This window comes from Legionella nigrisilvae (genome assembly GCF_977063395.2).
The window spans coordinates 258,084-277,785 of sequence record NZ_CDRUGZ020000021.1; the positions used below are offsets into that span (position 1 = coordinate 258,084).

A 19,702-nucleotide genomic window follows, 5' to 3' on the forward strand; every position below is an offset into this window, starting at 1 on the left:
AATCTTCATTAAATCCGCTGCTGGTATCATAGTAGTGTCAGTGGAGCACCTCGAACCTCTCTGAATAAAGTTACAAAATCATCCACACAGACGGAGAAATTTAGATGATAACGTTCAAAAGATTAACAATAGCCTTGGCCATGCTCTTACTCTCTATGGCTAATTGCCTTGCAACAGCAGCCAGTGATAACACTCAAAACCAACTTAATGTGTTCCTAATATCCGATCCGCATGTGGATATTACAAAAAAACAACCGACACACATAAATCCCTATCCCAATTCTTCCGAAGAACTGGACCCTGAAAGCTTTAAAACATTAATAGCTAGTATTGGCGAACAAATTGATTTGGATCAACAAACAAAGCATGCCGTTCTTTTGCTGGGTGACTTACCAGCCCACAACGCCTATTCGCGTAAAACAACAAAAGACAACATCAACTTGGTTTTTGAACAACTGAATGAAAAAATAAATCCTTCACCTTATTTTTATATTTTTGGTAATAATGATTCGCTGCAACGAGATTATGGGCCATTTACTTATAACGATGAATCTGCTTCTGATTTGTTAAAAGCGATAACAGGAAATGATGATGGATTTCTTTCAACAGGGCTTAAATGTCCTTTTAATGGGGAGGCTTGTATCAGCCAGGAAAACCAGAAATACGGCTATTACTCTGCATACCTAGGGGATCATCTCAAGCTTATTTCATTAAACAGTGTGGTATTTGTATCAAGACCAGGATTTTCACCATCGCGGGAGGGTGCCACCGAAGAGCTTCAGTGGTTAGAAAATGAACTTAAAATAAGTAAAGCAAACCATGAGCGTGTTCTTTTAGCGATGCATGTCCCACCGCAAAGTTGGGAAACAACCTATAAAGACTCGTTTAAAAGAATTATAAAAGCGTATCCGGAACTGGTTATTGGCATGCTTGCAGCGCATACTCACTTTGATGAAATCCATGCAATTAAAGTAGAACGAAATGGTTATGTCATTCCCATCATATATTCTGCTTCTATTGGATCAGATCATGGCAATGCTTCTTCTTTTAAAACCCTGAAGTTATCAAGATCTAATGCACAAGCCCCATGGCAATTAAACGATTACATTACTTATAATTTCATCGGTGCTACCGCAGCTAAAAGTCGACTCAATCAGTATTATGATTTCAATCAAGCCTTCTGCTCAGGAGCAAGTTCGGTAGGAAGTTGTCTTAACAAACACATTAATAATGATAAATTTGACAGTGCCACCAGCACATTAATGAGCAAACACTACACAGCCGGAAACCCCAATAATAGTCAAAAAATTGATCCATCCTCAAAGTGGCTCATGATCATAAAGTGATACACTAGGAAACACTCTTAAGAGACAACGTGTCATTCCCGCGCAGGCGGGAATTCCCTCTCACCAATAAAGTAAGTATGATTTGATGAGTAAATTCCCGCCTTGCACCCTAGCTATTAAAAAAATCTAAAACAGAACCCTCTGCTGCCAGCGTATCATCGAAACCCAGTTTCATTAATTGACGTGTGAAGGCTTTTTCAAATAATAAAAAGCTGAGTAGATCACCAGAATGACGTTTCGCACCCAGAAAATTAAGAAACATACGTAGTAAAATAGGAATGTTATGGTATTGAGATTGAGCCATGCCGGCTACATCCGTACTAGGCCGTAAATGCAAGGTTTGAATTGGCCGCCAATGAGCATATTCCTTCTCTGTAGGTATCATGCGAGCCATATGATTCATATGGCCAACCATCTCAAGATCACGTTCAAGATTATCTAAAAACAACCCATTGACCATTCCCCCTAACACACGGGAAAAATCAATATCACTGCTTTGTAATTTCTCTACGTCACTAACATTGGGTAATGTACGTGTACCAATTATTAAAATTTTATCGACTTGACTACGAATAGCACCTCGTAGAGGAGCCGCTAATCCCACATGCCCATCTCCATAATGAAGTCCATTTATTTTTGCGGGTGGAAAGAATAACGGTAATGAGGTTGATGCTAGAAAATACTCCATTTTAAGATTAACTCGTTGACTACTATGAAGCGGATCATCCCAATCCTCAAACTTTTCTGCATAATGTTGATAAAAGGAAATGGTTTTTTGGGCTTCATAACAGTTGCTGATGATTTCTAACATTTCCAAATTTTTATTTTTAATAACCCCTTCCAAAGTCTCAAAATTAATAATGTTGGTGATGAACTGACGCAAAGGCGAGGTATCTAGAATATGTCCCAACAAGCGTTGCTTAGTAAGCATACTGTTCATATTGCGCATTGCTGATACGCTGAGCGCGTAGTTACTGGACTTAAATATGTGCTGGCAAGTAATGTTGCTCCATAATTCATTTAACTTGTTCGTACCCGCAGAAAAATCCAGTGCATTTTCAGCGATTACTGCGGCATTAATACTGCCAACACTAACGCCAGTGATCATACTGAAAGGAATTTTCCTTACACCAAGAATGGTGTTGATCGCATGGAGTACGCCTGCCTGATAGGCTCCACGAGCTCCACCACCCGCTAAATAAAGTGCGATTTTGGTCATTTCTTACTGTTTTTTGGGATAGAAATAAAAAAATATAGCCCCATTGCGTGGCGCTGGCAAGTTATAAACTATGTTTCTCACCTTAGAAATCTCTTTAATTGAAAAGATTTTCATAGATTTATCAAATTAAAGAATGTCCCCTCACCACTTTGGCTCTTGACATAATATTTATTAAGTTGTATATTTGTACATTAATAGTACAATTTTGTGAAATTTAATGTCCCATTCTACTGTACACCACAAGTTAAATGAAAAAGCAGGTTTACCACAAACCTTTGCTTGCTTTTTTTATTTTAGCTTTTTTAGCCCGGAGCTGGGTGGTCGGTAGAATTAACTAACATTCCAACCCCCAGCAGAGTCTGGGGGTTTTTGGTACCCGAATTCCCAGACAACAAAGTATGGGCGTTGGATAGAACCAAAGAGGAGTGTATATCATGCGCCATCCACCACGAACACATCGTTCTCCCCCTCTATCCACAGTGCTTACTGATTTAAGGAGGGTATGATGAGCTATTCAGTCTTAAAAAAACTCCCTTCTGTAGAATCAATTCTTCAAGAAATTCCTTTGTCCCTTTCTGCCCACCAGCAAATTACTCGCGATCGAAGAGAAGTCAAAGCGATTTTAGAAGGCCGTGATGATCGGCTTTTAATGATAGTGGGTCCTTGTTCTGCGTGGCCTAAACAAGCTGTTCTGGAGTACGCCAACCGTTTAGTGAAATTGAATGAGAAAGTTAAACATGAATTAAAATTAATCATGCGGGTATATATCCAAAAACCTCGTACAACTAAAGGATGGACAGGTCCTGTAAACCAGCCTGATCTATTTTCTGAACCCGATATTGCAGCCGGAATAAAATATACTCGGGATATGATGATTAAAGTCATTGAGATGGGACTTCCAATTGCCGATGAAGCACTGTTTACTCATAATGCTAAAGGGTTTCTTGAACTTCTCTCATGGGTAGCAATCGGAGCACGCAGCTCCGAAGATCAAGAACATCGAATTTTTGCTTCGGCTTTAGATTGTGCCGTAGGATTAAAAAATCCCACCCATGGTTCCTTGGCGATTGGGGTGAACAGTATTATTGCCTCCCAACACTCTCACGTGGCAGTATTTGATGGTTATGAAGTGCAAACTCACGGTAATAATCATGCTCATATGGTTTTACGTGGTTCAAACAATGCTCCTAACTATTCAATTGCTCATCTTAAGGAAGTAAAACAATACATGGATATGCATCAAATCGTTAACCCTTCGGTCATCGTTGATGTCAGCCATGATAATTGTTTGATTGAAGGCAAAAAAAATCATCAATTACAACCCTCAATTGCTTTAAGCGTTTTAGAAAGTATTAGGAAGTATCCTGATTTAAAACAATTGGTCAAAGGGTTCATGGTTGAAAGTTTTATCAAAGAGGGAAATCAAAAAGTGGATTCTGTTCACCCCGAGGATCTTGACTTAGGCGGCTTATCCATTACTGATCCTTGTTTAAGCTGGGAGCAAACAGAGCGCTTTCTGTTGGAATTAGCTGAGTTGCGGTCGTTGGAGAAAACAGAATTACCGAAGGAGGCTCTTGCATGATTACTTTATTGGGTATTTCAGGGGATGCGGGCTCGTTTTCTGAAGAAGCGGCACTGGTTTATGCTAAGCAGAAAGGGATAGCTCCCATGTTGGTTCACTTACTGGATATGGAAGGTGTTCTTGATGCGATTGAACGTGAAACCATAGATTTGGGCATATTTCCTGTGGTTAATCTTATAGGCGGTTTGGTAAAACCCGCATTTTTAGCAATGGGAAAGCATTTATTTACCCCCATTGATGAATTATGGCATGAGATTAATCAATGTTTGCTTGTAAGACCCGGTGTGCAATACCACCAAATTTCGTACATCGTGTCCCATCCTCAAGGACTCGCTCAATGTCGCCAGTTTTTGCAAAAACAATTTAATAATATTGAACAAATAGAGTGGATTGATACCGCAAAAGCAGCAAAGGATTTGACAGACGGGACTTTGCCAGCTCATTCGGCAGTTATTGCACCGGCACGTTGTGCACAACTTTATGGTTTAGAAATAATAGCCGCCGATATTCAAGACAGCAAACCGAATCGAACGGCGTTTATCTTAGTAAAAAAACATGCTGATAACGCAACTCTTCTCAAGTAAGGAGAACATCATGGATACACTCGATGAATTGAGAAAACAAATTGAACAGGCAGATGCGAACCTCATTGAACTATTAGCGAAACGGCAGGAATTGTCGAAACAAATTGGGGCTTTAAAATCAAAAGAAGGGAAAAAAATAACGGACCGATCGCGGGAGAAAGAATTATTCGAATATTACGGGCATTTATCCAAAGAGTACCATTTACAACAAGAATTTATAAATCGTGTATTCAAAATCATTATTGCAAATTCTAGAAAGGTACAAAAATAATGAGGCATTTACCTGAGAATTCAGCAACTGTTGTAATCAACTCATTGGCTCAACAAAAGATAAATGCCGGCATTAAAATTTATAACCTAAGTGCCGGTGAACCTAAACTTCTACCTCATCCCTCTATTGTCACTGCTACGATGCAGGCTCTTGAACAAGGACATACCCTTTACCCACCAATATCTGGAATCCCAAAATTGCGCCACCTTGCATGTGAATGGATGAATGAATGGTATGGCTGTTCATTTCAAAAAGAACATTGTCTTGTGGTTAACGGTGGAAAATTGGGAATCTATTTGTTGATGCAATTACTGTTGGAAGAGGACGATGAAGTCATAATTCCCGCTCCCTATTGGGTCTCCTATCCAGCTATAACTAAATTATTTGGCGGTGTCCCCATCGTCGTGGAAACCCAAGAAACCGAAGGATGGAAATTGACACCGCAATCTCTCAAAAATGCATGCAGTAGTAAAAGCAAAATTTTGATTTTGAATAATGCAACGAACCCCACAGGTGCCTTGTATACGGAATCTGAACTTATCGAATTATTACAAATCGCTCACGAACAGAATCTCTTAGTTATTGCAGATGAAGTTTATAGTGCCCTCACCTATGATGAACATGCCTATGTATCCTGCGGCTCTTTCTCCCAGTTTCAAGAGCGGGTCATTATTATTCAAAGTTGCTCAAAAAATTTTGCCATGACCGGTTGGCGAATCGGTTTTGTGTTTGCCCCTCAATCCATTATCCAACCCTTAACTTCATTAGTAAGTCAAAGTACCAGTGGTGTAACCACCTTAAGCCAATGGGCGGCTGTTGCTGCATTAAATGAAATAAATCTAATCAGTACTTGGGTCCAACAATGCATGCAAAACAGAAGAAATATTCTCATTAAAGCTTTGCATGACTCTTTGGGCTTAGCTATAAAACAACCATCGTCATCCCTTTATCTATTTCTTTCATTAGAAAGTCTGGGGTTTAAAAAAATGAATTCCGAAGATTTTTGTAAACACGCCTTAGAAGAAGCAAATGTTGCCCTTGTGCCAGGAATTGCATTCGGAAAGGAAGGTTATGTCCGCTTATCATTTGGAGGAAATGAAGAGGAATTAATCGCAGGGGCTCATGCTTTGGCACGGTGGATCCATTCATATGCTAGTTAAATTAGGGGGCAAAGATATTTACCCTGTAGCGCCAAACGTCATAAAAAGACCCATAAACAACCATTTTGCTCTTATTTTTTGCAAATTAAATTGCTTATATGTATAATTACAGGCCAATTTGTAAATAGGCAATATAATGAAGACGATAGTTGTAACTGAGGGTGAGCACAAAATAGTTTTGTTGGATATCGATAATATCCGACTTCATGAAATGTCAAAATATTATACGATACTCTTACAGTATAATAAGCTCGACGAGGCTATAGAATTATTGTCAAATCTTGATGAAAAAGAATATTGGCGTGCTGCCATATTATTAAAAAACTTGAAAAAGAGGCAAGAAGATGAAAAGGAAGTTGAAATCCACGCACTGATAGAACAATGCCACGATTTCTCACTCTTCTTTGAACCTAACTCGGATCAACTTCCGAGCATGCAGGGACTTAGTTGCTATCGAGTAGGTGCCGATGCAGGCGCTGGTTTTAAGGAAGGTGATATTGATGTCTTAGGTACCGAAGGCATCCTGAACTGTACTGGAATTTTAGTTGTCCATAAGGATCAAAAGGGAACTCCTTGTTATTACATGGGGCACATTCTGGGTGATCGAACAACCAAAACAACCGTTCAAGAAGAATTAGATCGAATTCTTTCTGATATCCAAGAACTTACTGGTAAAGAACTTTTATGGTCAGACTTAGCAGGTCAAGTTACTCTGGTAGGAACCGGAAGTGACACAGATGAACCGAGCTTATGTTACAAACAAACATTTAAAATATTGACTCAAGAAGGGGCCAAGCCCACTCCATTATTTGGCAGCAGTGCCGCCTTTAATTTAACCGGGAAAGGAGAATTAATCATACTCGACCCTACCGGACTGCTGCATCAGGGCATTGAATCCGTCTATCCTAGAGTGAGTCATGGCGCTTATTCTCCTGTGAATAACCTTACTGAGAACCCATTAAAGCAAACAATTGCTGAAGAAACTGATGATGATTTTTCTTATACAAATCCATTTCTTTTCAGCAAACTTTAAATTTTAATTTATTATTGTGGGTAACGGTTGTGCCTCATAAAGGCCTATCGCGAACATAAGTTGATGACGCGTACCAGCAGGCATTGAAGTACTTAGAGGCAAACTCTATAATTCCTCTTTATCAAAATTACAGGATATAACATGACCCTCGATGAAAACACCCGCCCTGCTGAAACGTTAACGAATGAAGATTATGCCAAAGCCATGAATTTTATCGGACAAAACTTATTAACCTCTTTGGTTCAATCCGTGGAAAAACTACCACCCCATTTTCGTAATAATAATGTAATATCTCAGGCATTATCTGCATTCGTAGCTAATATTATTTATAAACAATCACCAGGAAATGCTGAATCATGCCAGCAAATGCTTGAGGCGATTACAAAACTTGTCAAAATGCAATTAGAGAACCTCCCCCAACTTGCAAAATAAATGGATCCCGGGTGCAGGTCCAAAGACATAACCCGGGTTTTTACTGCATTTTCCTCCAGAAAATCAATTTTCTGTTACCCACAAATAATTTTCAAAGATCCTGAATTAATCCGTCTTGCTATAATGAACATAGAAACCAGCATTTTCAACTGGAGTGATCATGGACGGTAAAAAGAACTACACCCTGCTTCGAATGGCCTTGATTATTTTTGGACTAGTTTTTATCTTCGCGATATACCCATTAACTTTTTTATGGCCATCCGGATGGGCTTGGCACCAATCTGGACATAACGTCTATTTACAAATGATATTAGGTGTCTATGCCACTTTAGGGGTGTTCTTGCTACTGGCAGCAAGAAATCCCGTTCAACATTTAAGTCTGATTTGGTTTACTGTGTGGTCGAGTGTGGTTCATGGGGCTATTATGGCTATTCAGTCATTTTATTACCCACAACATTTTGCTCATTTATATGGGGACGTTCCTGCTTTATTCATTATCGCCATGGTCTTGGCTTTTTTAACACCTCGCCGTAGTGCTCTGAAATAGAAAACTTAGGTTTTTCAGGAGTTAGAGGGAGAAGATAATTCATAGTTGGGGCTGACATAAATTGGACATGAATATGATCATTTCATCCATTACTGATTATCGGGAAGCTGCCCGACGAAAATTACCTCGGTTTCTCTTTGATTACATTGAAGGGGGTGCCTTTACGGAACAAACTCTTAAAGCAAATACCGAAGATCTCGCAAAGATATTATTGCGGCAACGAGTTTTAAAGAATGTAGGGCACCCTCATTTTGAAACAGAACTATTAGGGCAAAAATTGGCAATGCCAATCATTTTAAGTCCAATTGGACTTACAGGAATGTATGCTCGACGTGGTGAGGTACAAGTAGCCAAAGCAGCAGCCCAAAAAGGGGTGCCTTTTGTACTCTCAACAGTATCTCTATGCTCTTTGGAAGAAGTGTCCAGCCAAAGCACTCAACCCATTTGGTTTCAACTTTATATCCTAAAAGATCGGGGCTTTATGCAGAACGTTCTTGAACGAGCCCAGGCCTGTGGTGTGACCAATCTCATTTTTACAGTCGATATGTCAACCCCGAGTGCACGGTATCGAGATCTCCACTCTGGAATGGCAGGTCCATTTGCGCACGAACTTCGTTTATTACAAGCCATGTTAAAACCCTCCTGGGCTTATCAAGTTGGCATAAGAGGACGTCCGCACGATTTGGGTAATATCTCAGCCTATTTAAACAAAAAGATTGGTTTAGAAGATTACATCTCCTGGCTAAATAATAATTTTGATCCCTGCCTTAGTTGGTCGGATCTGGAATGGGTACGTAATTTTTGGAGTGGACCTTTACTTATTAAAGGAATACTGGATCCTGAAGATGCAAAAGACGCCGTGAGATTCGGTGCAGATGGCATTATCGTATCCAATCACGGAGGGAGACAACTTGATGGGGTATCATCCACAGTAAAAGCCCTTCCAAAGATTGCAGATAAGGTACACTCTGATCTCACCGTTCTCGTCGATTCAGGAATCCGCTCTGGACTTGATGTTATTCGCATGCTCGCACTAGGTGCTCATGCAGTGCTTATAGGTCGACCAACCGTTTATGCTTTAGCAGCAAGAGGGCAAGCAGGAGTCGAACATATGCTCGATATCATTCATAACGAAATGAGTATTGCCATGACATTGATGGGAGTGAACTCCTGCACAGAGATTAACCAATCTCATATTCGTATACCCTATGAATAATCACTTAGAACATTTTATAAAAAAACAGACCGCCACTAGGCTTAATTAAATTAGATTTTTAATTATAATCAATAATTTTTACCCATACTCATCGAGCAATTCGATTAAATGCTCTACACTCAATAAATAGGAATAAATTGTATGTGCCTCAAGGACTTACGCCAAGCGGAGACTCATATTATGGAGGCTCAGTTTAAAATCGAGGAATCGTTTAATAAACAATTAGCGATAGAAAAACAAAAAACCAGTGCAAATCCCACTGGAGAATATTCTTTTTTTAAGATCCAGCACCAACAGAGTTTTGCCCCTCTTTATCCAAAAAAATTGTCTATTTCACACGTTGCTCAAGGTGCTCGGAGTGGTGATTGTTATCTTCTTTCAGTTATCAATGCCATCCTTGCTTTGCCCAATGGAGAGCAATATATTCGTGAATCAATGTTTGAGCACAAAAATAAAATCCATGTTCGTTTTTATAAGGATGACGAGCCCCAATGGCTTATCCTTGAAAAATCACTCCCCACTTCCTGGGGCATTTTGAGTTCTGGTCCAACCTGGGTTCGTTTTCTAGAAAAAGCTTATGTTACTTTTATGGGAGGTAATTACAATAAAACTTTAACAAGCGGCGATAGCCGGAATGCTTTAAAAGCCTTTCTGGGTGGTTTTAACGACTCTATTGCGACCTCAAGACAAGCTGAGGGACCTCTTGCAGAGTTATATAAACAGGTAATTTATGGCTGTACGGGTAAAGATATTTATTCCTTAATTTTTCTTTTGCGTCCACATGATCAATTAGCGAGTATTTCTAATATGCGTCAGTATGTTTTTGATAATCACCAAGAACTATTTGATGCATGGTGGAATTGGGTTCATTTAAACCAAAAAAACTTTGAACAATTGCTCAAAAATCATCACTTTTTAACGAAAAAGACCTTTACTACTTTCATGAGGGAGCAAATGAGTAACAGCATTAATCCTCCCGTTAAGGCAATCGCCTCTGTAGAACAATGGCTGGATGAATATGCCATTTTACCGGAGGAAAACAAATACAGTTATGATGAAATAAAATTATTCCTTTCATTAAAAAATGCTCATGAAGAACAAAGGCCTATTGTCTGCAGTCCAAAGGAAGATCCACCAGAAGGAATTACCATACAGCATACTTATGCCTTGATTGGCATCAAAGAAAGCAAAATATCCCATCGAAAATTTGTAATTCTGCGCAATCCGCATCACGAAAACCGCAATTGGTTTTCTCATTATTTCTTTTATGGAGGTCGACACTCTATTGAACGGCAAGAAAATGGAACCACAATGCTCACTATCTCACCTGTGAAACGGTCTACCTTTACTATGGAACTCAGGGATTTTGCCCATTCATTTGCTTACATCGATTGTGGTCGCTCTTTACAAAATAAGGAACTCTGTAAACAACACGCAGAAAATCTCCATCATCCTAAACAGGGTTTTGAGCATATCTCCTAAGTTGATTTACAGCCATTTCTTCTTTTTGAACAAAAGATACAAGAATAATGCACAGATAAATATTAAACCCAGCGCCCCAAAATATCCGTATTGCCAATGTAATTCGGGAATCCAGACAAAATTCATTCCATAAATTCCAGTAATTAAATTTAATGGCAAAAAAATAGCTGCAAATGCTGCGAGTATGGCCATAGTTTCACTCATTTTTTGCATCAGCTCATTATCGATTTGCCCTAATAAGCTATTTAATATTTCACGAATAGAATCTACCTCGTTGATGATCAGGTGACAATGATTCGATAAATTAGATAAGGAAGAACGACATTTTTGAGAAATGACTAGAATATTTCGACTGGTAATTCGCATTAAAATTTCTCTTATTGCAATCATATAACGTTTGATCTGGAGGGTTTGATGTTTTACCTCTGCGACATTTTTATAAATATTCTCCGGAGTGGTTTGCAATAAAGCATCGAATTGCTCTGCTATTTCTTCATAATGCAAAAGAACCTTAGCATAATCATTAATAATCCCCTCCAGAAATAAAAATAATATAAAACCAGGAGTTTTGGCATAATGAACTGATTTTGAGCAATTATTGAAGAATTCAAATAATACGGGCAGAGGCTCATGCGACGCAGTAAAACAATAATTTTCAGTAAGATGAATGACTAAAGTATCCAAATTAATTTCATTCTTATCACTTAACTCCAGCGAGGATAAACATTTAATTTGCAATGTTAGCGCACTATCATTATCAATAAGATTGGCTAAAATATTTTCCTCAGAGCATAACTGAATGACCTCATTGGGTAAGCTTAGTTTTTCGACTACTTGATTAAAAGCATCCTCTTGATTTAAGTTACTATGGACCCAATAAATTTTATTAATTTCGTGAGTATTAATACTTAATTCATCAAGGGCAACTTGTTTAACGCTGTGGTCGGTTAGATCAAATTCGATTGCTATGGTATCAAAAGTATTCATTTTAACATGCACCCTTTTCTGGTGTGTGGAGGCCCAATAATGAACTCAGAATACTGAGTAGCATTGGCAATTCCATTTATACAAATTTAGCACAAATACAACCAATAGATTAAAAAATATCCAAAAGTTAATTAATTTTAATATTCTCTTAAGATTTTAATTATAAAATACAGCGATTGTTAAAACTATTTCATGCAGCTGTGGGATATAAAGACCCCAAAAAATTCTGTATGAGCGGAGGACTGGTACAACTTAAGCGATCTTAAATCAATGAGCTGGATTTGTTGATAGATTTTTTAAGTATATCAGTGGCATTTAACAAAAAACTCAACACCTTTATAGGTGAGTGCCATTTATTGCACCTTCTTAAATCATGCTTTTCATTCATATCCATCCCAATTGAGTCGATTTCTTCAGACTAATTCAATACTTATTTATTTTTCATTTTAAATTACGAACTAACTTTTTTAAGGTACAAAAATGACCATACGCTATTTATCCTTTGATTTTGATGGATGTTTATTTAATAAAGAATACTGTAAATTACCACATGACGATTTTAGCAAGCACCTGGGTGAGGCCGTTCTTGAAACAAATAAAGACTTCCTAGCTTGGCTTAAAAGAGAAAATGCTAAATTTTCAGCAGCCTACGCCTTCATTGGTTCTACAAGACAAGATTATTATACCGATCTACTAAATGGTGGCACTATCTTTAATTTTAAAGGTTCTTGCTGTCCGGCAATGGAAACCATTTGTAACCATCTCGGCATCCACTTTGATCCCTTGTTGCTGGCAGATTTAGAGGGCGATTTGGAAAGTGGCACTTCATTCAAACGTATCATGGATGAAATCAGTAATCATTCTTGGATGGATACTACCAATAATATTCATAAACATGCCTCTTTAGACATCCAACAGGTCGATGAATACAAACGAACTATTCTTTTTGCACAAATGCAAAAAGCGTCAATAGATCATCCTGGTGAAGAAATAATATTTGATTTTTTTGATGATCGGCTGGATATATTATATACATTAAAAAATTATTTTACCCAACATCCCCATATGATTCCCATCAATGTACATTTACGCTTACATGCCTATGCGGGAGAAGATGTCAGCTTGCAAGCGGAAATACAGGGACTCGGGATACCACTATCTTCCTATGGAGCATGTTTGAAACAAATGCAAAAAAATATTAAGGACTTAGACTCGGTTGCGAACGTGCTTAAAGAATTGATGCTCGAAATGTATCCTGAACTGCAGCAGCTATTAACCGGAAAGAAACAAGAAGTACGCAAGCCTGTAATTCAAACTAAACCTAAGGCTGAAATTTCACAGGGTCAAGCTCTTTATCTGAACATTATAAAAAGTCCTTATTTTGTCGCCAATGCAGAAGAGGCTACAACCGTTCTAAAAAATAACACAGATTTACCTTTTGTAATTCGTGAAAGTCGTTCCCAATTACCAGGAATGATTACGTTTACTCTCGTATCCGATACATCAAAAGGGATTATTTTTTCACGCTATGCCCTTAATCATCAAGGTGAACTGTTTAGCGTCGATGATAAAGGTGCTTACAAAATTCCATTTTCCGGAGACTTATTTGGGGCTTTAAAAGCGGATATTGACAGAGTGAAAAAACGGGTGGACAGCGTATCGAAACTGGAAGAGATCACATTTACTAGTACAACTGCACCCACAGAAAACAAAGCGAACTTAACTAAAGGGCTTTTGGCTGCAGAAAAAGGATTTTTTGCGGATTCAGAAAAAACGAAGCCCACTACAGCAGCTGTTCATAACTGGAATTTGCAACCTTAAATAATAATCCTGAGGCAAGTATAGGTGTAACCTATGCTTGTCTTTACAGCATTAGCAATTCCGCTTAGCCGTTCCAACTTCCTTGCATTTTAATCTCCTTAGTAACAACATTTTCATAATTATTTTTTATCAAATCCTCTTGAACTTTTATAGAGATAAGTTAACTATCAAGATGGGCCCTAAATATCCAATGGCGTTTATTGGTGTACACAAAAGGATTTACTATGCAAACAAAAATACCCTCCTCAAAAAAAGTTTCAAAAAAGAATCCTACAGACAGCAGAGCCTTACCACTTCAATTAATACAACACGCCGAACCAGATCGGACGTATTACATAAGAAGCACGGTAACAGAACTCAGCAATTTTTTTTCGTTACGAGTTAAAGAGCTCTACAATACTCTGGCATGGACTTTCTCTTTAGACTCTATGGATTGGAGTACTTTTAAAAAATACATGTGGCCAGCAATTTCTTCAGGCGCCGCATTACTTCTTGGGGATTATCTAACCCCATATCTTAGTGAATACCTCATGGGAAACCCGGAATATGATTTTATTATCAAATTTCTTTATGGGGCGACCGTATTAGGGTATTGCGCGTTAAACCGAATTACGGATAAGAAACTTGATTCTGGAGCAGCACTTTCTATTGCAGTAGCTAATGAAATTACCGCAATCATTTATATGTATAGTTCCGTTTTTAAAGGAACTACCTTTTTACTCAATGAACAAATTTCTGATGAATATTCATTAATTGCCGGATTGGGAGCCAGTGCATTAGTTGTTCCAAGTGGCATTTCTTATCTTACTCAAAAAGCACAAGAGTTGTTGGTCCGCTTCCAGTATAATCGCGGGGCCCAGCGATCGGACACAGCGGTTATTTCCAGTGGCCTGACTCCCTTATCTAATCTCTATTTTCAAATAAATCATTTTATCGCCAGCGAGTTGATGATCAGTTCACGCGCTTTCCAATTGGGTTTAATTTCTCACAATATTCGATACGCCGACAGAATTGTGCAAAAATTTCGTAACTTACCCGCATTATTAGCCGATTTGGCCCCATCAACCATAAAAAAAATGCGTTTACAGCAAGAAAAACTGGATCATGATTACGAATACAATCATAAATTACATCGGGTTTTAAGATTTACCGCGAGCGGTTCAAAATTTGTTGAAATTCCCAGATATCAGCTTCGAACAGGGGATTTGGTGCTTTGTGATGAACGTATCAATTTGGATTGTGTTCCGATATCTGGAGAGTTGATAGCCCTGCAACGAAATTTGGAAGGTGATTTTACAAAAACATTGGAACGAAAAAAATTTAGCGTCAATCTTAAAGCTCAAAATGGAGAGGATGTTTGGATTGAGCATCATACAAAACCTGATTTTTCATCAAATTACAACAAAATAGACTTATATGCGGTAAGGGACGGCAAACAAGCCGGAGTGCTTGTAGGTGATAAATTAAATACCTACAATCAGGACAATATTTTTATTCAAATCAAACCTGAGAAAGAGTTGTTGTTGAATAGCAATTATGAAAAAAAAGCCTACATAAATGAAATTATCGCAAAGCGCAAACAACGAAATGTCTTATATTCTATTCTAGGCTCTATAATTATGGCGGCGTTCTTGCAAAGAGACATTACCCAGATGCCTGCGGAAACACTCCGGCTTATGTTCACACTTTTTCAAACCATGATTCCCTTTTCTGAAGCCTTTTTACGCGAAACAGTGAATAGTCGCTTGATGAAAAAACTAAACAGTAATTTAGGAGATCAACCTTTTGAAACTATTGATGCGTTACGAATTGTGGATCTATGTAATGCCCTTGGGGGATACTATCGTGAGCAGTTTGCCAATGGTGTCGCTATTATTTCAGATAAAACGGGAACTTTGACTACCACACGAATGGATGTGCTTGGCTTATGGACTCCCGACATGTCCTCCGAAGTTCAGCAACTTCTCAAGGAAAAAAAAGACGAGATGCTTCTACCTGAAACGGCACAATGGCTTAAATCATTTGAAGTATTTTGTTATGCCTTTACCAATAATAAAAAAGAATTAGAACCTGAAGAACACGCGATTTTAGAATTATTCAAAACCTTATTGGCGGATCCACACTGTTTGGAAGTAACGACTCTTGGTAATAATCATTTTAGAAAGATGATTACTACCATGGAGAAGAAAAAAGAGATTGAGACGTTTCATTTGGGTTTATATCGTACGTTCGGAGGGCGCCTAACACTTGTCCAGGATGGGGAACATTTTGCTCTGGTCTTTTGCGGCGTACCTAAAGCCGATGCGTTTCAAAAAACACCACTGCTGCAAGACTATAATAAGATGCAAAGTCGCACTGCGGTCTTATCGCGTGATTGGTGTATTGCACAAACCAAACTTAATGAACACGACTTTACAATTTTAAAGAAATTATTTGATATAGATGATAAAAAAGCGATAGAGCGCTTCCTTCTAGAACATCCAGACTTACTTAAAAATTTGGAATACCATGGTACATTTATTGTTGATAATCCTGTAAAAAAAGGTGCAGATCAATTTATTGCTCAATGTAGGGAAATATCGGTTCCGGTATTTGTAGCAACGGGTGATACCACGAAAGCGGCAGTAAATATTGCCAAAGTATTATGTCCAGAACATGCAAAAAGGATTATCACTATTCGAGCAGCCCATATTGAAGAAGAAAACCTTAACCTTTTAAGCGAAGAAGTTTGTTCCCCTGATTCCACTGTTATTTTTGCGGGGATTAATGAAGCCATATTAGCCCGTTTTAAAACATTAATGACTCGCGATAAAGAAAAACGGCCTGTAATTATTTTTGCAGAAATGAGTACTGAGAGCAAAGGTATCCTCGCAAGGTATCTCAAAGACCATCATTATTTTGTGGTCGCAAATGGGGATGGGACTAATGATCTAATGATGATGAAAAATTCAGACGTGGTCATTGCCCATCATTCAGATGATGGTACTTTTGCCCCTGGGGTTGATGCCTTATCGAATATTAGTGAAGAACAACTAAGAAGATTATTTGGTTCTGAGAAAACCTTTTACGAACTTTTTGATATTAATCTTCCCAAGAGCTTATTTATCCAGCAATTCGCTCCTTTAGCCAATTCACAAGAAAAACCCAGCATGGCTTTAGCACTTAAAAGTGGGAAGATGACTTTTGATTTAGCTAAAGCAGTAGGAGCCAATGTCACCGAAATGCCCCAGCAGCATTGGTATAGTGTCGCTTTTGATTTGTTGTGGCTATGGATTGCGTTTTATGAAATTAATCAAAGTGCCGACTTACCTATGGATAATCGCAATATCAATGCGTCTTCCTTGATTACAAATACAATAGGAATTGCTTTAATTATTGCGGTCTTGGAATCCCTAACCAATTATACTTTATTTAACGAATCCACCAATTTAACCAGCATGTTAATTATGTTGAGCTTGTTACCTCTAGTCCTCAAGAGCATTTTTTCCGGTTTTAGAATGGTACAGGAAAACTTGTATCCAGAACCTAAAATCGTCGAAGTTAACGAGGAAAAAGAACCGGTTTCTAATCGCTCTCTCTCCAGTTATTTTGGCTCTTTTTTTTCGCGCAAACCCACAAAACAATTGGAAAATGTACCGAAGGTACCCGAGTTGAAGTAGCCAACTATTAGTGAAGGGACCTAACATTGTTCCTGGGTAACGGCGATGCTATACCCAGGAATTTGCGTAGAACCCGCCTCCCGCATGACTCGTCTCAAATGGCACAACCACTAGAATAGATCCTTCGTCCTAAACTCCTCAGGATAGGCGGGTTTGAACCATTATAAATATGCACGAATGGGGTATTACTATGCTATTTTGTTTTTTAGTTTAATGAGACAGTCCACCGCATTAACCGCAGACGGATATGCTGAATGGCAAGGGTTTGCACTGCGAATGTTTTCACTTAATTCTTCAATGCTAGCGCCCGTAATAATTCCATTACCCACTATAATATCGTTTAGAGCAAATTGCGTGAAACAGTAGCGAATATGGGACATAATATTATTATAATGATCCAGATTGGCTTTAAGAATTAAGCCTAATGCAATGTACCCATCAAAAGGATTTTTTTGGTGATACGTATTAATCACAAACGGAATTTCATAAGTACCGGCTTGTAATAACTCCACTTGATAAGCGTACCCTGCATTTTTCACAAGAGTAGTACAAAGCTCCAGTTGTTCCGATGCTAAATCTTTATGGATACCAGAAGAAATAATGAGAATTTTAGACATAAGCCACTTTATTATTTTTTTTATTTTTAAAACGGATTAAATAATCCACTGCATTAATTGCTTCTTGCACTCGTTCTCCGTTTTCAACACGTTCGCTCAAAATATCCATACTTGGAGCAGAAATAATTCCATTACCTAGAGTTAATCCATCTAAAGCAAATTGAATAAAACATTCTTTAACATGTTCCCAAATAAACTCATAATGATCGGTTTTACCTTTAAGTAACAAACTCAATGGCAAATAACCATCAAAGGGGTTAACACGGTGGTAATGTTGGATCACGGTTGGGATTTCATAGGTTCCAGCTTCGACCGTTTCAACCTGATAATTGTAGTCATATTGCTTTAATTTATTTAAGCAAACGTCTAATTGTTTTTCTGCTAAATCTTTATAATAATTAGACCAGACTATTAATATATTAGGTTTGTACATCGATTATTACTCTTCTGCAAGTGAATAATAATTTTACATAAAAAAAGTCGCCTCCACAATATGATTTAAAAATCAATCATTCCTACTACACGGTTCTATTTTTTAGTAAAAGTAACGCTGAGACAAGCAGTAAAACCCCACCTACAGCAATCAAACCCGCACTGGACAGAATGGATAATAAATTGGAACCAAACCCCGTTATCATCCAAGCAAATGCCATCACTGCACCCGATATTCCCATTACCCATCCTTGCGATTGTGCATCCACGGCATTGGAAAATAAAGTTAGTAGACAAGCAAATGCCATAATATCAAACGTTGCAATCGCGACGGCCAAAGGCCATTGCAATAATGAATTAGGTATAACATAAACCAGAAGCTGACCTAAACCGGTGAGAACAAGCGTCCACAAAGCAATGTGATGGACTTTATATCGCTTCACACATAAAGGCATACCAATTAAAATACCTATAGCAAAGCCTAAACCAATCATCCCCTGCACTGCTCCTAACTGCCAATTGGTATAATGATAAACCATCTTCATGTGTACAATAATGAATTGAAAATAAAGACTAAATCCCATTTGCATCAATAGAAACACTAAGGCAAGAATACGAACCGATTGATGTTGAAATGCCTCAATAAAAATATGTATTGGACGGAAAATGGAAATTTTCTTCTGAGACAAAACTAAAACAGTATCTTGGTATCCAAGTTTTATCCAAATCCAAGCAATAAAGGCAAGCAATGCGGCCATCAAAAACGGGGTGGTAAATGTAAACCAAGGCAGCAATTGTTGATCGGACATGACACCCCCAAGCAATGGGCCAAGAACGGAACCAAAACTAAAACTCATGGAAATTAAACTCATGTTTAACGCCTTGGTTTCAGGGGTACTCAAATCAGCAATGGAGGCTTGGGCTATGGGTTGGCTACCGGCCATCAAACCTGAAAGTGCCCGCCCAATGAGTAATAAACTTAAACAAGAAAAGGCGACCCCCATTCCCATTAACAAAAAACTGATGGTTATTCCGAGCATGCATAATAGCAATACTTTTTTCCGCCCCCAAACATCAGATAAATCGCCCATAAACGAAGTGCCAAAAAACATGCATAAAGGATAGAGCATATAACTTAATCCCAAATAAAAATGTTTCACAGCCATACTGGCATCGGCACTTAAAACGGGACTATGATTCGCGGTGAAGAGCGCGGTCATTACTGGATAAACAAGACCAAAACCTAAAGCATCAATAACCACTGCGAAAAAGCAAGGAGCAGTTTTTCGAAACATACAGAACCTTTATCTTCAA

At 38.3% G+C, this 19,702-nt stretch carries 17 protein-coding genes; 12 read left to right on the forward strand and 5 right to left on the reverse strand.

Annotated features, from left to right (window positions below; genetic code table 11):
* Window positions 1-104: 104 nt before the first annotated feature.
* Window positions 105-1,346, forward strand: a complete 1,242-nt coding sequence (locus tag ACWTE2_RS12210) for a metallophosphoesterase (protein ID WP_454785553.1) — start codon at window positions 105-107, stop codon at window positions 1,344-1,346.
* Window positions 1,347-1,455: 109 nt separating this feature from the next.
* Here the strand turns inward: ACWTE2_RS12210 and ACWTE2_RS12215 are convergent, their stop codons facing one another.
* Window positions 1,456-2,565, reverse strand: a complete 1,110-nt coding sequence (locus ACWTE2_RS12215; RefSeq protein WP_454785554.1) for a patatin-like phospholipase family protein — start codon at window positions 2,563-2,565, stop codon at window positions 1,456-1,458.
* A gap of 505 nt (window positions 2,566-3,070) precedes the next feature.
* Between ACWTE2_RS12215 and ACWTE2_RS12220 the strand changes: the two genes are divergently transcribed.
* From ACWTE2_RS12220 to ACWTE2_RS12260, 9 genes are all read left to right on the forward strand, one after another.
* Window positions 3,071-4,147, forward strand: a complete 1,077-nt coding sequence (locus ACWTE2_RS12220; protein WP_454785693.1) for a 3-deoxy-7-phosphoheptulonate synthase — start codon at window positions 3,071-3,073, stop codon at window positions 4,145-4,147.
* Window positions 4,144-4,731 (forward strand): prephenate dehydratase domain-containing protein, encoded by a 588-nt coding sequence (locus tag ACWTE2_RS12225; RefSeq protein WP_454785555.1) that lies wholly within the window; start codon window positions 4,144-4,146, stop codon window positions 4,729-4,731. The genes ACWTE2_RS12220 and ACWTE2_RS12225 overlap by 4 nt, the downstream gene beginning before the upstream one ends.
* A gap of 10 nt (window positions 4,732-4,741) precedes the next feature.
* Entirely contained in the window at window positions 4,742-5,002 is a 261-nt protein-coding gene (locus ACWTE2_RS12230; RefSeq protein WP_454785556.1) for a chorismate mutase, read from the forward strand.
* On the forward strand, window positions 5,002-6,162 hold the full coding sequence (locus tag ACWTE2_RS12235; protein ID WP_454785557.1) for a pyridoxal phosphate-dependent aminotransferase: 1,161 nt from the start codon (window positions 5,002-5,004) through the stop codon (window positions 6,160-6,162). Before ACWTE2_RS12230 ends, ACWTE2_RS12235 begins: the two co-directional genes overlap by 1 nt.
* Window positions 6,163-6,298: 136 nt before the next feature.
* Window positions 6,299-7,195 carry a hypothetical protein gene (locus ACWTE2_RS12240; RefSeq protein ID WP_454785558.1) on the forward strand — a complete coding sequence of 299 codons (897 nt, stop codon included), beginning with the start codon at window positions 6,299-6,301 and terminating at the stop codon, window positions 7,193-7,195.
* A 141-nt stretch (window positions 7,196-7,336) separates the two neighbouring features.
* Window positions 7,337-7,627, forward strand: coding sequence for a hypothetical protein (locus ACWTE2_RS12245; protein ID WP_454785559.1), 291 nt, complete (start codon window positions 7,337-7,339; stop codon window positions 7,625-7,627).
* A 160-nt stretch (window positions 7,628-7,787) separates the two neighbouring features.
* Window positions 7,788-8,174, forward strand: coding sequence for a DUF6632 domain-containing protein (locus ACWTE2_RS12250; protein ID WP_454785560.1), 387 nt, complete (start codon window positions 7,788-7,790; stop codon window positions 8,172-8,174).
* A gap of 73 nt (window positions 8,175-8,247) precedes the next feature.
* The gene (gene lldD, locus ACWTE2_RS12255; RefSeq protein WP_454785561.1) at window positions 8,248-9,390 is read left to right on the forward strand and encodes an FMN-dependent L-lactate dehydrogenase LldD; all 1,143 of its coding nucleotides are present in this window, start codon (window positions 8,248-8,250) and stop codon (window positions 9,388-9,390) included.
* A gap of 141 nt (window positions 9,391-9,531) precedes the next feature.
* Window positions 9,532-10,872 (forward strand): C2 family cysteine protease, encoded by a 1,341-nt coding sequence (locus tag ACWTE2_RS12260; RefSeq protein ID WP_454785562.1) that lies wholly within the window; start codon window positions 9,532-9,534, stop codon window positions 10,870-10,872.
* A 6-nt stretch (window positions 10,873-10,878) separates the two neighbouring features.
* Here ACWTE2_RS12260 and ACWTE2_RS12265 read toward each other — a convergent pair whose 3' ends face one another.
* Window positions 10,879-11,859: a magnesium transporter CorA family protein gene (locus ACWTE2_RS12265; protein WP_454785563.1), complete on the reverse strand. Its 981-nt coding sequence runs from the start codon at window positions 11,857-11,859 to the stop codon at window positions 10,879-10,881.
* 480 nt (window positions 11,860-12,339) lie between these two features.
* Here ACWTE2_RS12265 and ACWTE2_RS12270 point away from each other — a divergent pair, with 480 nt between their 5' ends.
* Window positions 12,340-13,680 carry a hypothetical protein gene (locus tag ACWTE2_RS12270; RefSeq protein WP_454785564.1) on the forward strand — a complete coding sequence of 447 codons (1,341 nt, stop codon included), beginning with the start codon at window positions 12,340-12,342 and terminating at the stop codon, window positions 13,678-13,680.
* Window positions 13,681-13,904: 224 nt separating this feature from the next.
* A complete protein-coding gene (locus tag ACWTE2_RS12275) occupies window positions 13,905-17,339 on the forward strand; it encodes a cation-translocating P-type ATPase (protein ID WP_454785565.1) in 3,435 nt (1,144 codons plus the stop codon).
* Window positions 17,340-17,527: 188 nt separating this feature from the next.
* On the opposite strand, the gene ACWTE2_RS12280 is transcribed toward ACWTE2_RS12275, so the two are convergent.
* The 3 genes from ACWTE2_RS12280 to ACWTE2_RS12290 all read right to left on the reverse strand — a co-directional run bounded on the left by ACWTE2_RS12280 (window position 17,528) and on the right by ACWTE2_RS12290 (window position 19,683).
* Window positions 17,528-17,956 (reverse strand): 6,7-dimethyl-8-ribityllumazine synthase, encoded by a 429-nt coding sequence (locus tag ACWTE2_RS12280; RefSeq protein WP_182392525.1) that lies wholly within the window; start codon window positions 17,954-17,956, stop codon window positions 17,528-17,530.
* Window positions 17,949-18,389 (reverse strand): 6,7-dimethyl-8-ribityllumazine synthase, encoded by a 441-nt coding sequence (locus ACWTE2_RS12285; RefSeq protein ID WP_182392524.1) that lies wholly within the window; start codon window positions 18,387-18,389, stop codon window positions 17,949-17,951. The genes ACWTE2_RS12280 and ACWTE2_RS12285 overlap by 8 nt, the downstream gene beginning before the upstream one ends.
* 85 nt (window positions 18,390-18,474) lie before the next feature.
* Complete coding sequence (locus tag ACWTE2_RS12290) at window positions 18,475-19,683, reverse strand: MFS transporter (RefSeq protein WP_454785566.1); 1,209 nt, start codon at window positions 19,681-19,683, stop codon at window positions 18,475-18,477.
* Window positions 19,684-19,702 lie beyond the last annotated feature (19 nt).

Excerpts from the sequence above, each read along its gene's own strand:
- ACWTE2_RS12210 (WP_454785553.1), top strand. The coding sequence starts at position 105 with ATGATAACGTTCAAAAGATTAACAATAGCCTTGGCCATGCTCTTACTC.
- ACWTE2_RS12215 (WP_454785554.1), bottom strand. The coding sequence starts at position 2,565 with ATGACCAAAATCGCACTTTATTTAGCGGGTGGTGGAGCTCGTGGAGCC.
- ACWTE2_RS12220 (WP_454785693.1), top strand. The coding sequence starts at position 3,071 with ATGAGCTATTCAGTCTTAAAAAAACTCCCTTCTGTAGAATCAATTCTT.
- ACWTE2_RS12225 (WP_454785555.1), top strand. The coding sequence starts at position 4,144 with ATGATTACTTTATTGGGTATTTCAGGGGATGCGGGCTCGTTTTCTGAA.
- ACWTE2_RS12230 (WP_454785556.1), top strand. The coding sequence starts at position 4,742 with ATGGATACACTCGATGAATTGAGAAAACAAATTGAACAGGCAGATGCG.
- ACWTE2_RS12235 (WP_454785557.1), top strand. The coding sequence starts at position 5,002 with ATGAGGCATTTACCTGAGAATTCAGCAACTGTTGTAATCAACTCATTG.
- ACWTE2_RS12240 (WP_454785558.1), top strand. The coding sequence starts at position 6,299 with ATGAAGACGATAGTTGTAACTGAGGGTGAGCACAAAATAGTTTTGTTG.
- ACWTE2_RS12245 (WP_454785559.1), top strand. The coding sequence starts at position 7,337 with ATGACCCTCGATGAAAACACCCGCCCTGCTGAAACGTTAACGAATGAA.
- ACWTE2_RS12250 (WP_454785560.1), top strand. The coding sequence starts at position 7,788 with ATGGACGGTAAAAAGAACTACACCCTGCTTCGAATGGCCTTGATTATT.
- lldD (WP_454785561.1), top strand. The coding sequence starts at position 8,248 with ATGATCATTTCATCCATTACTGATTATCGGGAAGCTGCCCGACGAAAA.
- ACWTE2_RS12260 (WP_454785562.1), top strand. The coding sequence starts at position 9,532 with ATGTGCCTCAAGGACTTACGCCAAGCGGAGACTCATATTATGGAGGCT.
- ACWTE2_RS12265 (WP_454785563.1), bottom strand. The coding sequence starts at position 11,859 with ATGAATACTTTTGATACCATAGCAATCGAATTTGATCTAACCGACCAC.
- ACWTE2_RS12270 (WP_454785564.1), top strand. The coding sequence starts at position 12,340 with ATGACCATACGCTATTTATCCTTTGATTTTGATGGATGTTTATTTAAT.
- ACWTE2_RS12275 (WP_454785565.1), top strand. The coding sequence starts at position 13,905 with ATGCAAACAAAAATACCCTCCTCAAAAAAAGTTTCAAAAAAGAATCCT.
- ACWTE2_RS12280 (WP_182392525.1), bottom strand. The coding sequence starts at position 17,956 with ATGTCTAAAATTCTCATTATTTCTTCTGGTATCCATAAAGATTTAGCA.
- ACWTE2_RS12285 (WP_182392524.1), bottom strand. The coding sequence starts at position 18,389 with ATGTACAAACCTAATATATTAATAGTCTGGTCTAATTATTATAAAGAT.
- ACWTE2_RS12290 (WP_454785566.1), bottom strand. The coding sequence starts at position 19,683 with ATGTTTCGAAAAACTGCTCCTTGCTTTTTCGCAGTGGTTATTGATGCT.